This window comes from Streptomyces sp. UW30 (assembly GCF_008042075.1).
GTDB lineage: Bacteria > Actinomycetota > Actinomycetes > Streptomycetales > Streptomycetaceae > Streptomyces.
This window is the reverse complement of the sequence record NZ_RDBN01000037.1, coordinates 607,953-623,555: the sequence shown is the minus strand read 5'-3', so window position 1 is coordinate 623,555 and position 15,603 is coordinate 607,953. Positions and strand designations below refer to the sequence as shown.

Sequence of the window (15,603 nt, the reverse complement as noted above, 5' to 3'; positions counted from 1 at the left end):
TAGGGGTACGGACCGCCCCGCCCGCAAGCCCGGATCACTCGATTCGGTCACTGTGCGTCGTGCGGAGTTGACCTCGGCGTGTCACTCGTCAAGTGAGTCGAGGGCCTTTCCGATGAGCGCCGTACGGTCGCCCGCCGCGGTGACGTGTTCCAGGCCGAAGCCCAACAACACCGTGTCGTCCGTGGTGATCCCGCCGTACGTCTGGAACAGCGCTCCGGTGCGCGCCCAGTCCTTGAGCACGGCCGGGCTGCCCGCGGGCGGTCCGGTCACGCTCCAGGCGCCGAGCGACGACTCGAAGCCCTCGGTCTCGGTGGCCGTGCCGCCGACGACGAGCGAGGCCTGGTCGGCGAGGACGCCGCGACCGCCGAAGCCCGGGTCGGAGACATAGCTGATGGAGACCTCGACGGACTTGCCGGCGTAAGCGCTCAGGTCGAACTCGACCTGCTTCCAGCCTGCGGAGGCGCCGGTGAGGGCGTTCCACTGGCCGCTGGTGCCGGACGCGGTGCAGCCGGCGGCCGACTGGGTCAGGTAGTGCTTGAGCCAGGGGTGCTCGGCCATGTAGAAGCCGGCCTCGCACTCCGCCGGCACGGTGTTGCTGCCGGCGCCGCCCTTCTCGGGGAGTGTCGTCCAGTCCTCGGCCCCGGTGGTGTGGGCCTCGATCAGGACGTTGTCGTAGCCGGGCTCGACGTCCCACAGCAACTGGCTGCGCAATGTGGGCTGCTGCGCCGCGGTCACACCCGTCAGGTCGACGGTCCTGGTGAGCCGCTTGTAGGCGTCGTCGGTGTGCACGGCGGCCGCCATCCATGAACCCGCGTAGGGACCGAACGGGTTGACCGTCCCGGCGAACTGGCCGGCGCCGGCGCTGGCGAACTGCGGATAGGTGCCGACGGACAGCTGGTCCGAGGTGACGCTGTAACTCCCCGCCTTGTCCAGCGGGTTGCCGGTGGCGTCGCCGAGCGCTCCGGTGAAGCCGCCGAGCTTGCCGGAGCCGGTGAAGCCGGTGGCGCCGGGGAGCGACGTACGGGTGTAGGCGCCCAGGTAGTACTGGCTGAAGTCGTTCGACAGGGTGCCCCCGCCGAGGTCGACGTTGCCACCGGCCTGCTCGCCCGTCTCCATCAGCTTGCCGCCCTCGTTGAGGAAGGCGCGCAGCTGGAGCTGGGTGGCGTTGCCCGGGACGTTCGCGCCGGTGTAGTGGACGACGGTGTCGAAGTGGCTCAGCACGCCGAGCGCGTCGGGCGCGCCCTGCGTGGCGACGTCCCAGACGATCGCCCTGCGGCCGTTGGCCTGGAGCGCGTCGACGTACTTCTGTGCGTGGGTGGCGGTGGCGCCTTCCTCGGCGACCACGAGCACGTCCGCGCGCGGCCGCTCGGCCACGGTGTACGTGAAGTGCTCGCTGGAGACCTTCCTTCCGCTCCTGGTCTCGCCGGTGAACCACACCTCGACCTTGTCGCCCCGGCCGCCGTCGCGGACCTTGGCGCGGTACCGGTCGAAGTAGAGGTTGTCCTCACCGCCGTACGTCTCGCCGCCCTTCCAGGACCTGAGATCCATGTCGTGCGTACGGCCGCCGTTGACGCGGTACTTGAGCTCCTTGTCGCGCACGGACTTGCGTACGACGACGGAGACCTCCTGGTCGGCGCCGCGGGAGTACGACGTGGTGAACGGCGCCGGGGTGAAGTCGGCTGCCTGCGCGCCGATCGAGGACGCGGGCTGGTCCGGACGCGCGGCGCTCTCGGCGACGGAGAGCGCGAACGGCACGTTCTTGGCGAACTCGTCCTGGATCAGCTTCTCGTCGTCCGGGAAGTTGAAGACGGACTGGCAGTCGGCCGCGTTCCACTGGTCGTTCGGGTCGATGTTCGACGCGGTCTGGCAGGTCGACATCTCGGGCGTGAACATCGCGATGCCGTTGACGTTCGAGGCGTGGCCGTCGGCCTCGCCGTTGGTGGTGTACAGCTCCGAGGAGACCTGCGGGTGGTAGCCGGGGATCGCGGAGTTGTCCGGGGTGCCGGCGAGGGCCTTGTACAGCACGTCGTCGGGCGTGTCGGTGGCCACCTGCCAGCCGACGCCGTAGAGGAGGAGTTCGGCAGCGGAGTGGTAGTTGATGCCGTAGGCGAAGCCGATGCGCCGCTCGAAGGAGTCCAGCGCCTTGGTCTCGGGCTCGGAGGCCGGGGCCGCGCCGCGGTAGGTCTCGCTGGTGGGGTTGGGGGACGAACCCTCGTCGTCGTAGCCCCACTTGTAGGTGAAGTTGCGGTTGAGGTCGACGCCGTCACCGGTGCTGATGGTGCCGTCGGCGTTGTTGTCCCGCAGGTTCTTGCGCCACAGACGGGTGGTGGAGTCCTTGAAGGTGTAGTCGTAGCCGTCGGGGTTGGCCGAGAGGACGAACCACAGCTCCGTCGAGTCGACGATCTTCTTGACGCGCTTGTCCGTCTTGTAGTTGTCCAGGTAGTAGTGCATCAGGCGCCGGGTCATCTCCGGCGTGATCCACTCACGCGCGTGCTGGTTGGAGGCGTACAGGACGGAGGGCTTGGCGCCGTCCTTGTTCTTCTTGGCGTTCTTGGTGAGCTTGAGGGCCAGGATGTCCTGGCCGTTGATCGTCTTGCCGATGGAGACGACCTTGGTGAGGCCGGGGTTCTCCTGCCCGGTCCGGACGATCTCCTCCTTGAGCCCCCCACTGCCGCTGTACGGGCGGTACACGCCCTCGGCAGCCTTGTCCGTACGGGCCTCCGCCTTGGCGGAGAGGTCGTGCTCGGTGAGCTCGACGCCCTGTTTCTCCAGCTTCTCGGCCTGTTTGTCGGTGAGGTAGACCTCGACGGTGGCCGTGCCCTTCGCGGGCGCCTGCTCACTGAGTTCATGGCCGTCCTGGCCGGCCGCCAGCAGCAGGGGTATCTGCTTGTTGGTGACCTCGGCCCGGAAGACCTTCACTTCACTCGGGTCGGTATCTTGTGAACTTCCCGGTTGTGCCTGGGCGATCGGTGCAATGCTCGCTCCGCCTATCAGGAGCGCACCGGCAGCGAGGATCGATCTCGCTCTGGGTCTCATGAACCCCCCTAGCAGTGTTTCGCCACGGCGGCGAATGACTGCCAGGCTCATGCCACTTCACGCTTGCGTCAAGAGTGCCGCAAAAACCGACAAATACCGGTGCCGACGTCCCAAGTGGACGTCGGCACCCAGCTGTTGACGATCTCCTACGTCATCCCACGAGGTTGTCCGCCAGCTCCTCGGAGAGATTGGCCTCCGTGCCCGGGATACCGAGGTCCTGCGCCCGCTTGTCGGCCATGGCCAGCAGCCGGCGGATACGGCCGGCCACGGCGTCCTTCGTGAGCGGCGGGTCGGCGAGCGCACCCAGCTCCTCCAGGGACGCCTGCTTGTGCTCCATGCGCAGGCGCCCGGCGGCCGCGAGGTGCTCGGGGACCTCCTCGCCGAGAATCTCCAGGGCGCGCTGGACGCGGGCACCGGCGGCGACGGCCGCGCGGGCCGAGCGGCGGAGGTTGGCGTCGTCGAAGTTGGCGAGACGGTTCGCCGTGGCCCGGACCTCGCGGCGCATCCGGCGCTCTTCCCAGGCGAGCACGGACTCGTGCGCGCCGAGGCGGGTGAGCAGGGCGCCGATGGCGTCGCCGTCACGGACGACCACGCGGTCGACCCCCCGCACCTCGCGGGCCTTCGCGGCGATCGACAGCCGGCGGGCGGCGCCCACCAGGGCGAGCGCGGCCTCGGGGCCCGGGCAGGTCACCTCGAGGGATGAGGAGCGGCCGGGCTCGGTGAGCGAGCCGTGTGCCAGGAAGGCGCCGCGCCAGGCGGCCTCGGCGTCACAGGTGGCCCCGGAGACGACCTGCGGGGGCAGGCCACGGATCGGGCGGCCCCGCCCGTCGACCAGACCGGTCTGCCGGGCCAGCTGGTCACCGCCCGCGACCACCCGGACGACGTAACGCGAACCGCGGCGCAGCCCGCCCGGCGCCATCACGATCAGCTCGGAGCTGTGGCCGAAGATCTCCAGGATGTCCCGCTTGAGCCGGCGGGCCGCCATCGCGGTGTCCAACTCCGCCTCGATCACGATGCGCCCGCTGACCAGGTGGAGGCCGCCGGCGAACCGCAGAATGGCGGAGACCTCCGCCTTCCTGCAGCAGGTCCGGGTGACGGGGAGCCGGGAGATCTCATCCTTCACCGCTGCCGTCATCGCCATGGGCCGATCCTTCCATGCATCCGAAAAATACGGTCGTACGCGGCGGCGAGGAGCTCCGGGTCGTGCCGGGGCGTCCCGTCCGTCCGGGCCACCGGGGCCAGCTCGACCGCGGCACCGAGCCGCTTGGCGGCCTCGGTGAGCACTTCGCGGTCGGGCACGGCGGCCTCGTCGGCCAGCACCACGTCCAGGGCGAGTTTAGGGGCGTGTCGTCCCAAAACCTCCAAATGACGCTGCGGGGAGAAGCCCTCGGTTTCTCCGGGCTGCGGCGCGAGGTTCAGGGAGAGTACCCGGCGCGCCTTCGTCTCGGTGAGGGCGTCCAGGAGTTCCGGCACGAGCAGGTGCGGGATGACCGAGGAGAACCAGGACCCGGGGCCGAGCACCACCCAGTCCGCGTCCCGGACGGCGGCGACGGCCTCCGGGACGGCCGGCGGGTCGTGCGGCACGACGTGCACCGACTGCACCTCACCGGGGGTGAGGGCGACGTTGGCCTGCCCGCGGACGGTGTCGAGCGCCTCGGGCCGGTCCGGGTCGTGGCCCTTGACCAGGGCCTGGAGCTCCAGGGGCACGGCGGACATGGGCAGCACCCGCCCGTGCGCGCCGAGCAGCTTGCCGACCAGGTCGAGGGCCTGGACGTGGTCCCCGAGCTGCTCCCACAGGGCGACGATCAGCAGATTGCCGACCGCGTGGTCGTGCAGGTCGCCCTGGGAGTGGAAGCGGTGCTGGATGACGCGGGCCCAGGTCTGGCCCCAGTCGTCGTCGCCGCACAGCGCGGCCAGCGCCTTGCGCAGGTCGCCGGGCGGCAGCACGCCCAGCTCGTCGCGCAGGCGCCCGCTGGAGCCGCCGTCGTCGGCCACGGTGACGACGGCGGTGAGGTCGCCGGTGATCCGGCGCAGCGCGGCCAGCGAGGCGGACAGGCCCATGCCGCCGCCGAGGGCGACGACCTTGGGCTGGGTGCCACGGCGGCGCGCACGACCGCCGCGGGCCTCGGCGGGCCGGCCGACCCGGGCCTCTGGAACGGCCCGGCGCAGCCGGCTCAGCCGCGGAGTACGTCCTGTCATTCCCGTCCCATGTCCCGGTGCACGACCACCGTCTCCACGCCCTGGGAGGCGAGGCGGGCAGCGAGCTTTTCGGAGGTGGCGACCGAGCGGTGCTTGCCACCGGTGCAGCCGACCGCGATGGTCACGTACCGCTTGCCCTCTCGGCGGTATCCGGCCGCGATGAGCTGGAGCAGCTCGGCGTACCGGTCGAGGAACTCCTTCGCGCCGGGCTGGTTGAACACGAACGCCGCGACCTCCTCGTTGAGGCCGGTGAAGGGGCGCAGCTCCGGAACCCAGTGCGGGTTGGGCAGGAAGCGCATGTCCACGACCAGGTCGGCGTCGACCGGGAGGCCGTACTTGAAGCCGAAGGACATGACCGTGGCCCGCAGCTCGGGCTCCTCCTCGCCGGCGAACTGGGCGTCCATCTTGGCCCGCAGCTCGTGCACGTTGAGGCTGGAGGTGTCGATCACCAGGTCGGCGTCGCCGCGCAGCTCACGCAGCAGCTCACGCTCGGCGGCGATGCCGTCGACGATGCGGCCGTCGCCCTGGAGGGGGTGCGGGCGGCGCACCGACTCGAAGCGGCGCACCAGGGCGTCGTCGGAGGACTCCAGAAAGACGATCCGGCGGGTCACGCCGCGCGTGTCGAGGTCGGAGAGGGAGTCGCGGAGGTTGTCGAAGAAGCGTCGGCCTCGGACGTCGACGACCACCGCGATCCGCGCCACGTTGCCCTGGGAACGGGCACCGAGCTCCACCATGGTGGGGATCAGCGCGGGCGGGAGGTTGTCGACGACGAACCAGCCGAGGTCCTCCAGACATTTGGCCGCCGTCGAGCGGCCGGCCCCGGACATGCCGGAGATGATCACCAGCTCGGGGATGGCCGACTCGGGGACCGCTGTGTCGCTACCCGTACTCACCTGTGCTCCGTCGTCCTGGAGTGCGTCCTGCTGGGTGAGATCCTCGCCGGGTTTCTTGTGCGTTTCCTGGGCTTGCTGATCTCGCTCGCCTGTGGGTTGTGTGTGGTGCTCGCTCATCTCTCCTGCCCCCGTCGTTCGTCCGGGGCGCCCGCGGACACGGGCTCCCCCGAGGTCGCCGCCGTCGTTTCGGTTTCCTCGTCATCCATGATCTCTCCAGTCGCCGTGTTCACGGCGGGCGCGGCCGGGGCCGCCTGGGCGAATGCCGCGGCGATCGTCTCGGCCGTCTTGCGACCTATGCCGGGAACCTCGCAGATCTGGTCGATGGTCGCCGATCGCAGCTTCTTCACCGAGCCGAAGTGCTTGATCAGCGCCTGCTTGCGGGTCTCGCCGAGGCCGGGGACGTCGTCCAGTGGGCTCGACCGGAAGCGCTTGGCGCGCTTGCTGCGCTGGTACGTGATCGCGAAGCGGTGGGCCTCGTCACGCACGCGCTGGAGAAGATACAGGCCTTCGCTGGTGCGGGGCAGTACGACCGGGTCGTCCTCGCCGGGCAGCCAGACCTCCTCCAGGCGCTTGGCGAGGCCGCAGACGGCGATGTCGTCGATACCGAGCTCGTCCAGGGCCCGCTGGGCGGCCGCCACCTGCGGCCGGCCACCGTCCACGACGACGAGCTGGGGCGGGTACGCGAAGCGCTTGGGTCGGCCTTCGTCGTCCTTGAGGCCGTTGGTGAGGGCATCGGGGGACGTGGTGGTGAGGGGGTCGGACGACGTGTCGGCGAGGCCGTCCTCACCGTCGGCCCACTCGCCCGTGCGCTCCTTCTCGGCGAGGTAGCGCTTGAAGCGGCGGGTGATCACCTCATGCATGGAGCGGACGTCGTCCTGGCCCTCGAAGCCCTTGATCTGGAAGCGGCGGTACTCGCTCTTGCGGGCCAGGCCGTCCTCGAACACGACCATGGAGGCCACCACGTCGTCGCCCTGGAGGTGGGAGATGTCGTAGCACTCGACCCTGAGCGGGGCACTGTCCAGGTCGAGGGCGTCGGCGATCTCCTCCAGCGCGCGCGAGCGGGTGGTGAGATCGGAGGCGCGCTTGGTCTTGTGCAGTACGAGGGCCTGCTGGGCGTTGCGCTCGACGGTCTCCATGAGGGCGCGCTTGTCGCCGCGCTGGGGAATGCGCAGCGAGACGTTGGAGCCGCGGCGTCCCGACAGCCACTCCTGCACGGGCTCCAGCGGGTCGGGCAGGGCCGGGACCAGCACCTCCTTGGGCACCGCGTCCCCGGTCTCCTCGCCGTAAAGCTGCTGGAGGGCGTGCTCGACGAGGGCGCCGGTGGTGATCTCCTCGACCTTGTCGGTGACCCAGCCGCGCTGGCCGCGTACGCGTCCGCCGCGGACGTGGAAGATCTGCACGGCCGCCTCCAGCTCGTCCTCGGCGACGGCGATGAGGTCGGCGTCGGTCGCGTCGGCGAGCACGACCGCGTTCTTCTCCATGGCCTTCTTCAGGGCCTCGATGTCGTCACGCAGGCGGGCGGCCCGCTCGTACTCCATCTCATCGGCCGCCTCCACCATCTGCTGCTCCAGACGGCGCAGATAGGTGCCGGTGCGGCCGGTCATGAAGTCGCAGAACTCCTCCGCGAGTTCACGGTGCTCCTCCGCTGAGACGCGCCCCACGCAGGGGGCGGAGCACTTGCCGATGTAGCCGAGCAGGCAGGGGCGGCCGGTGCGGGAGGCGTTCTTGAACACGCCCGCCGAGCAGGTGCGGACCGGGAAGACGCGCAGGAGGAGGTCGACGGTGTCCCGGATCGCCCACGCGTGCGCGTACGGCCCGAAGTACCTGACGCCCTTCTTCTTGTGACCGCGCATCACCTGCACGCGCGGGTACTCCTCGTTCATCGTGACCGCGAGATAGGGGTAGCTCTTGTCGTCGCGGTACTTGACGTTGAACCGGGGGTCGTACTCCTTGATCCAGGAGTACTCCAGCTGAAGGGCCTCGACCTCTGTGGACACCACCGTCCACTCCACGGACGCGGCGGTGGTCACCATCGTGCGGGTGCGCGGGTGCAGGCCCGCCAGGTCCTGGAAGTAGTTCGCCAGGCGCTGGCGCAGGCTCTTCGCCTTTCCGACGTAGATCACCCGGCGGTGCTCGTCGCGGAATCTGTACACCCCGGGAGAGTCGGGGATCTGTCCCGGCTTGGGGCGGTAGCTGGAGGGGTCGGCCATGTCTCACACCCTACTGGCGCCCGGTGACAGTCCGGCGAGGCTGTGGATAACCCCCGCCACGTCGAGCGGGACTCCGGGGAGGTGAGAACGGCCGGCACACGGCGGTGGCCGTCGCTGTCGTCCGGCAGCCGGAGCTCGCCCGGGGTGGTGCGGACGTGTCTCTCGGCGGTGCCTTGAGTGATCCCCGGCGCCGGCCTGCGCCCGCGTTGGAGCGACCCTCGGCCATCGGGCCCTCGGCCACCGACCCTCGGTCATCCGGGCGAGGGCCTCCCGCTCGCGGGCCCTGGGGTGGGGCCGGCACGTCGTCGGCATGTCCATGCGCTGTCCGCTCGTGGACGACTGCACCCGGTTCATGGCGGCCACGCGCACTCGGCTGGAGCGCGACGGGGTGTCGTCGCCGGCACCGACTCGTCGGGAGCGCGGGGCTTGTGGCTGGTCTCCACGCGCTCCCCGGAGAACCTCCGGGAATTTCTCGCCACAAATCGGCCCTGTCGGTGCAGGTCGTCAGGGCAATTTCGGGGCAACACCGGGCGGGGCACGACGTCTTGATGCGGACGTATCGCGACTCGGCCAGGAGTGTGCGGCTGTTGGGCATCAGGTGTTGTCGGGACTTGGTCAACACGCTTCAATGCGTGGGAACTCGGGGACCTGAACGGCGGCGTACGGATGTGAATATCCCCCGACGCCCCGACGGGGTGGCCCCGATCAGCCGCGCCAACGGTCTGACCAGCCGTTGTGATCAACCACAGAAAGGCCTCTGCATGCCGCACGCCACACAGCACGCGGACATCGCCGCCGTCGTCTCCGCGGAACTGGACACGGCCCTGCGAGGCGGCCCCTTCCATGCCGCTCTGCGCGCCGCGATAGCCGCCCGGGGACTGCCGCTCCAGCGCGTGCAGCACCATCTGTCCCGTCGCGGTGTGAAGGTCGGCGTCACCAGCCTGAGCTACTGGCAGCAGGGGGCCCGGCGACCGCAGCGCCCCGAATCACTGCGTGCGGTACGGGCGTTGGAGGAGATCCTCCAGCTGCCGGAGGAGTCCCTGATCCGGCTGCTGTCCGAGGCCGACGACCACGCCACCCTCCAGCAGCCCGCCGCCCGCTCCTACCGCTCCCTGCTGGAGGCCTCGGGCATGCTGGAGCGGCTGCTGGCCGAACTGGACTGTCCGGTCGACGGCGGGCTGCACACCCTCGCCCACCACGAGCGGGTACGGATCGGGGCACGCCGCGAACTGGCGGCGCGCGAATCGCACCACATCGTGCGCGCCCACAAGGACGGCGTGGACCGCTTCGTGGCCGTCCACCACGGCGACCCGGGGTGCACGCCGGAACACATGACGGTGCACGCCCTGGAGAACTGCCGCACGGGACGCGTCCGTTGGCACCACGACACCGGTGTCCTCGTCGCCGAGCTGCTCTTCGGCACGCGTCTGCGGGCCGGCGACACCTATCTCTTCCGCTACCGCGTCGAGGACGGCACGGCCGACGTGTCCCGCGAATACGCTCGCGGCTTCCCTCTGGCGGGCGGCCAGTACGCCCTCCAGGTCCGTTTCGCGGAGAACGCCCTCCCGGCCCGCTGCCACCGGTTCGCCCAGCACTCCGCGGCGGCACCGCGCAGTGGCCGCCAGGGACTCGCCCTCAGCGGGCTGCACCGCTCCGTCCACCTTGTCGAGCCACGGGTGCGGACGGGGATCGTGGGCATCGGGTGGGACTGGGAGTGAGCAGGCACCTCGGCCTGTCCTTGACCTGGCCTACCGCCGGCTTCTGCTCCCGGTACGCCTGACGTTCCTCGCGGCAGGTTCCGCCGCGGCACGTCTCCCCTTCGGCTCGTTTCCCGACGGCACGCCTCCTGTCCGCCCGTGCGATCCGGGACGTAAACGATTGCGCAAGCGTTTACGCGCGGCTGCGAATGGGATACCTTCCCGGCCAGAAGTACCGCAGCGGCCGGGGGACGCACGCTGCCCAGGGAGGGGATCTCGATGGCGACCATGGCCGACGTCGCGCGCCGCGCCGGTGTGTCCGTGGCGACCGTCTCGCATGTGCTGAACGAGACCCGGCCTGTGCTGCCCCACACCCGCCAGGCGGTGCTGGACGCCATGGAGGAGCTCGGCTACACACCCAACACCCTGGCCCGCTCCCTGGTGACCTCCCGCACCCGGTCCATCGGTCTCGCGGTGTCGGCGATCAGCAACCCGTACTTCACGGAGATCCTCCAGGGCGTCGAGGCCGCCGCGCTGGAACACGGCTACAGCCTGCTCATAGCCGACCCGCACGACGATCCGGAGCATGAACGCAAGGTCGTTCAGCTTCTGCACGAGCGCCGCGTGGACGGCATGATCGTCGCGCCCTCCGCCGACCCGCGCGAACTCCTCGCCTACCTCGGGCGCCACAAGGTGCCGACCGTCCTCCTCGACCGCGTGGTCGACACCCCGGCGGACGGCTCCACGCGCTTCGACCAGGTCTGCGCCGACAGTGCCGAACCCATGGCCCGGTTGGTCACCCACCTCGCCGGCCTCGGTCACCGGCGGATCGGTCTCGTCGCCGGCCTGCCCGGACTCAGCACCACCAGCGAGCGGCTCACCGGATACCGGGACGGCCTGGTGGCTGCCGGACTCCCCCACGACGAATGCCTCGTCGTGCACGGCGACTCCGAGTCCGCCGGCGCCGAGCGGGCCACCGCCGCACTGCTGTCGCTCCCCTCGCCGCCCACCGCACTCGTCACCGCCAACAACGCGATGACCATGGGCGCCCTGCGCGCACTGCGCGACCACGGCCTGTCCGTGCCCGACGACATCGCGCTGTGCTGCTTCGACGACTTCGCCTGGGCCGATCTGTTCTCACCCCGGCTCACCGCGATAGCGCAGCCCAGCAAGGACATCGGCGCCCAGGCCGTGCGTGTGCTCCTGGACCGCCTCGCCTCACCGGACCGGCCCGCCCGGACCGTGCGTTTCCCCTGCGCCTTCGTGCATCGCACCTCGTGCGGCTGTGCCGAACAGCCGCAGCGGTCGGGACAGGCCGGGATGCCCCTGAAGTCCGCCGAGCGATCTGCGCTGCCCGAGCGGGCCGTCCAGCCCCAGACGTCCGACAGCCCCGCACAGCCCCTGACGTCCGTGAAAGGAACCGTCTCGTGATCGTCGTCGCCGGTGAGGCCCTGATCGACCTGGTACCGCAGGGCACAGGCGCCCTCGCGAGCCTGAAGCCGGCGCTCGGCGGCGGCCCCTTCAACACCGCCGTGGCCCTCGGCCGACTCGGCTCCCCCACCGCCTTCTGCTCGCGGACCTCATCCGACGCGTTCGGTGAGGCCCTGCTCGACGGGCTGCGGGAGGCCGGGGTGGACGTGTCGGCCGTGCAGCGAGGTGTGGAGCCGACGACGCTCGCGGTCGCCACCATCGATGACAAGGGCTCGGCCGCCTACTCCTTCTATGTCGAGGGCACCGCCGACCGGCTCTTCACGGCACCCGCGGAGCTGCCCGCGCAGGCACGCGCGGTCTCCTTCGGCACCTGCTCGCTCGTCCTGGAACCTGGGGCGAGCGCCTATGAGGAGCTGATGCGCGGCGCGGCCGAGCAAGGCGTGTTCACCGCGCTCGACCCGAACATCAGGGCAGGACTGATCCCCGACCCGGATGGCTACCGGGCGCGGTTCAAGAGCTGGCTGCCCTCGGTGTCGCTGCTCAAGCTCTCCGAGGAGGACGCGCTGTGGCTGGGCGGCACGCCGCGCGAGTGGCTGGCCGCGGGGCCTGCGGCCGTGGTGATCACTCAGGGCGGTGACGGGCTGACCGCTTTCACGCGGGACGGCGCGGTGCACTCCGTACCGGGCGAAGTGGTCGACGTCGTGGACACGATCGGTGCGGGCGACACCGTGAACGCGGCCCTGTTGCACGGCTTGGCCGCACAGGACGCCCTGTCCGCCGAGGCGCTCGTGGGACTCGGGGCCGACGGCTGGACACGGCTGCTGCGGTTCGCGGCGCGGGCTGCCGCGATCACCTGCTCCCGGGCGGGCGCCGAACCGCCGTACGCCTCCGAACTGGGGGACTTCTAGGAGGCGTTCCTCTTCAAGTCCGCTGCATTCCGCTGTTGAGGAATCAAGGTCCTTCACGGCCGCCTGGATCAGGCCGCTGATGATCCAACGGGCGGCGCCCCGCGGGGAGTTCCCGCGGGGCGCCGCCCGTCTTGAGGATTTTTTCGGACCCGCTGCCCGCCTGTGTCAGGCCTTGCGGGCTCGCGTCGTCTTCTTCGCAGGCGTCGCCTTCTTCGCGGCGGCCGCCTTCTTCGTGGCCCCGGCCGCCTTGTCGGTGGCCTTGCTGTTGGCCGTCTTCGTGGTCCTGGCCGTCGCCGTCCTCTTCGCCACCGACCCCGCAGCGACCGCCTTCTTGGCCGCCGCCTTGCGCGGTGCCTTCACCGAGGTCGCGTCGCTGATGCGGTCGGGATCGAGGATCTCGCGCAGGAACTTGCCGGTGTGGCTGGTGGGCACCGCGGCGACCTGCTCGGGCGTGCCCTCGGCGATGACGAGGCCACCGCCGGCGCCGCCCTCGGGGCCCATGTCCACGAGCCAGTCGGCGGTCTTGATCACGTCGAGGTTGTGCTCGATGACGATGACCGTGTTGCCCTTGTCGACCAGACCGGAGAGGACCTTCAGCAGCTTGCTGATGTCCTCGAAGTGCAGACCGGTGGTCGGCTCGTCGAGGACGTAGACCGTACGGCCGGTGGAGCGCTTCTGGAGCTCGCTGGCGAGCTTCACCCGCTGCGCCTCACCGCCGGACAGAGTGGTCGCGGACTGGCCGAGCCGGACGTAGCCGAGACCGACGTCGTTCAGCGTCTTGAGGTGGCGGTTGATCGCCGGGACGGCCTCGAAGAAGTCCATGGCCTCTTCGATCGGCATGTTCAGGACCTCGGAGATGGACTTGCCCTTGTAGTGGACTTCCAGGGTCTCCCGGTTGTACCGGGCGCCGTGGCAGACCTCGCACGGGACATACACGTCCGGGAGGAAGTTCATCTCGATCTTGATGGTGCCGTCGCCCGCGCAGTTCTCGCAGCGGCCGCCCTTGACGTTGAAGGAGAAGCGGCCCGGCATGTAGCCGCGGACCTTCGCCTCGGTGGTCTCGGCGAACAGCTTGCGAATGTGGTCGAAGACGCCGGTGTAAGTCGCCGGATTCGAGCGCGGGGTGCGGCCGATGGGCGACTGGTCGACGTGGACGACCTTGTCGACGAGGTCGTCGCCGTCCACGCGCGTGTGCCGCCCCGGGACATTGCGGGCGCCGTTCAGTTCGCGGGCAAGGTGCGTATACAGAATGTCGTTGACCAGCGTCGACTTGCCGGAGCCGGACACGCCCGTGACGGCCGTGAAGACGCCCAGCGGGAACGAGACGTCGATGTCCTGCAGGTTGTTCTCCCGGGCGCCGTGCACCGTGAGGCGGCGGGAGGGGTCCTGCGGGCGGCGGATGTCGGGCAACGGGATCGACTTCTTGCCGGCCAGGTACTGGCCGGTCTGCGACTCGGCGTTGGCGAGCAGCTCCTTCAGGGAGCCGCTGTGTACGACCTTGCCGCCGTGCTCGCCGGCGCCGGGGCCGATGTCGACGATCCAGTCGGCGGTCTTGATGGTGTCCTCGTCGTGCTCGACGACGATGAGCGTGTTGCCCATGTCGCGCAGCCTGACGAGGGTCTCGATGAGCCGGTGGTTGTCGCGCTGGTGCAGGCCGATGGACGGCTCGTCGAGGACGTAGAGCACGCCGACGAGTCCGGAGCCGATCTGGGTGGCCAGGCGGATGCGCTGGGCCTCGCCACCGGAGAGGGTGCCGGCCGCGCGGTTCAGCGAGAGGTAGTCCAGGCCGACGTCGACCAGGAACCTCAGCCGCTCGTTGACCTCCTTCAGTACCCGCTCGGCGATCTTCTTGTCGCGGGCGTTGAGCTTCARCTCGCCCAGGAACTCCGCGCAGTCACTGATCGACATCGCGGAGACCTCGGCGATCGACTTCTCCATGATCGTGACCGCGAGGACGATCGGCTTCAGTCGCGTGCCCTCACAGGTGGGGCAGGGCACCTCGCGCATATAGCCCTCGAAGCGCTCCCGGCTCGCGTCGCTCTCGGCCTCGCCGTGCCGGCGCTTCACGAAGGGGACGGCGCCTTCGAAGGGCGTCGTGTACACGCGCTCCCGGCCGTACCTGTTGCGGTACCGGACCTCGATCTGCGTCTTGTGGCCGTAGAGCAGGGCCTTCCTGGCGCGCTGCGGCAGGCCCGCGAAGGGGATGTCGGTCCGGAAGCCCAGCGCGTCGGCGAGGGCGCCGATCAGGCGGCCGAAGTAGTCCTTGGTGTGGCCGTGCGACCAGGGGTGGATGGCGCCCTCGTCGAGGGACTTGTCCTCGTCCGGGACGATCAGCTCGGCGTCGACCTCCATGCGCGTGCCGATGCCGCTGCACTCGGGGCAGGCGCCGAACGGCGAGTTGAAGGAGAAGGAGCGCGGCTCCAGCTCCTCGAAGGAGAGGTCGTCGTACGGGCAGTAAAGGTGCTCCGAGTACATGCGCTCGCGCTCGGGGTCGTCCTCGGGGAGGTCGACGAAGTCGAGCACGATCATGCCGCCGGACAGCCCGAGGGCGGTCTCCACGGAGTCGGTGAGGCGGCGCTTGGCGGAGTCCTTCACCGTGAGGCGGTCGACGACCACCTCGATGGTGTGCTTCTCCTGCTTCTTCAGCGTGGGCGGGCTGGAGAGCTGGATCGTCTCGCCGTCCACACGCGCGCGTGAGTAGCCCTTGGTCTGGAGGTCTGCGAAGAGGTCGACGAACTCGCCCTTGCGCTCGCGCACCAGCGGCGACAGCACCTGGAAGCGGCTCCCCTCCGGCAGCTCCAGGACCCTGTCGACGATGGCCTGCGGCGACTGGCGGGAGATCGGCCGGCCGCACTCGGGGCAGTGCGGCTTGCCGATGCGCGCGAAGAGCAGACGCAGGTAGTCGTAGACCTCGGTGATGGTGCCGACCGTCGAGCGCGGGTTGCGCGAGGTCGACTTCTGGTCGATGGAGACCGCCGGGGACAGACCCTCGATGAAGTCGACGTCCGGCTTGTCCATCTGACCGAGGAACTGCCGGGCGTACGACGACAGTGACTCCACGTAGCGCCGCTGTCCCTCGGCGAAGATGGTGTCGAAGGCCAGCGAGGACTTGCCCGACCCCGACAGGCCCGTGAAGACGATGAGCGAGTCGCGTGGCAGATCGAGCGAGACATTCTTCAGGTTGTGCTCGCGCGCGCCACGGACGATGAGACGGTCGGCCACGCCGGTC

9 protein-coding genes are annotated in these 15,603 nt (G+C 70.0%); 3 read left to right on the top strand and 6 right to left on the bottom strand.

Going from position 1 to position 15,603, the window contains the following annotated elements:
* Positions 1-81 precede the first annotated feature (81 nt).
* From EAO75_RS21390 to uvrC, 5 genes are all read right to left on the bottom strand, one after another.
* Positions 82-3,036: a M14 family metallopeptidase gene (locus EAO75_RS21390; RefSeq protein WP_147996670.1), complete on the bottom strand. Its 2,955-nt coding sequence runs from the start codon at positions 3,034-3,036 to the stop codon at positions 82-84.
* Positions 3,037-3,187: 151 nt separating this feature from the next.
* Positions 3,188-4,177 carry a DNA-binding protein WhiA gene (whiA, locus tag EAO75_RS21385; protein ID WP_062719176.1) on the bottom strand — a complete coding sequence of 330 codons (990 nt, stop codon included), beginning with the start codon at positions 4,175-4,177 and terminating at the stop codon, positions 3,188-3,190.
* Positions 4,168-5,235: a uridine diphosphate-N-acetylglucosamine-binding protein YvcK gene (gene yvcK, locus EAO75_RS21380; protein WP_147996669.1), complete on the bottom strand. Its 1,068-nt coding sequence runs from the start codon at positions 5,233-5,235 to the stop codon at positions 4,168-4,170. The genes whiA and yvcK overlap by 10 nt, the downstream gene beginning before the upstream one ends.
* Positions 5,232-6,245: an RNase adapter RapZ gene (gene rapZ / locus EAO75_RS21375; protein ID WP_147996668.1), complete on the bottom strand. Its 1,014-nt coding sequence runs from the start codon at positions 6,243-6,245 to the stop codon at positions 5,232-5,234. The genes yvcK and rapZ overlap by 4 nt, the downstream gene beginning before the upstream one ends.
* Complete coding sequence (gene uvrC, locus EAO75_RS21370; RefSeq protein WP_147996667.1) at positions 6,242-8,338, bottom strand: excinuclease ABC subunit UvrC; 2,097 nt, start codon at positions 8,336-8,338, stop codon at positions 6,242-6,244. The genes rapZ and uvrC overlap by 4 nt, the downstream gene beginning before the upstream one ends.
* A gap of 761 nt (positions 8,339-9,099) precedes the next feature.
* Here uvrC and EAO75_RS21365 point away from each other — a divergent pair.
* From EAO75_RS21365 to EAO75_RS21355, 3 genes are all read left to right on the top strand, one after another.
* Complete coding sequence (locus EAO75_RS21365; RefSeq protein ID WP_147996666.1) at positions 9,100-10,056, top strand: hypothetical protein; 957 nt, start codon at positions 9,100-9,102, stop codon at positions 10,054-10,056.
* A 258-nt stretch (positions 10,057-10,314) separates the two neighbouring features.
* The gene (locus tag EAO75_RS21360; RefSeq protein WP_147996665.1) at positions 10,315-11,466 is read left to right on the top strand and encodes a LacI family DNA-binding transcriptional regulator; all 1,152 of its coding nucleotides are present in this window, start codon (positions 10,315-10,317) and stop codon (positions 11,464-11,466) included.
* Positions 11,463-12,374, top strand: coding sequence for a carbohydrate kinase family protein (locus tag EAO75_RS21355; RefSeq protein WP_147996664.1), 912 nt, complete (start codon positions 11,463-11,465; stop codon positions 12,372-12,374). Before EAO75_RS21360 ends, EAO75_RS21355 begins: the two co-directional genes overlap by 4 nt.
* Positions 12,375-12,539: 165 nt before the next feature.
* Here EAO75_RS21355 and uvrA read toward each other — a convergent pair whose 3' ends face one another.
* On the bottom strand, positions 12,540-15,596 hold the full coding sequence (gene uvrA / locus EAO75_RS21350; protein ID WP_147996663.1) for an excinuclease ABC subunit UvrA: 3,057 nt from the start codon (positions 15,594-15,596) through the stop codon (positions 12,540-12,542).
* Positions 15,597-15,603 lie beyond the last annotated feature (7 nt).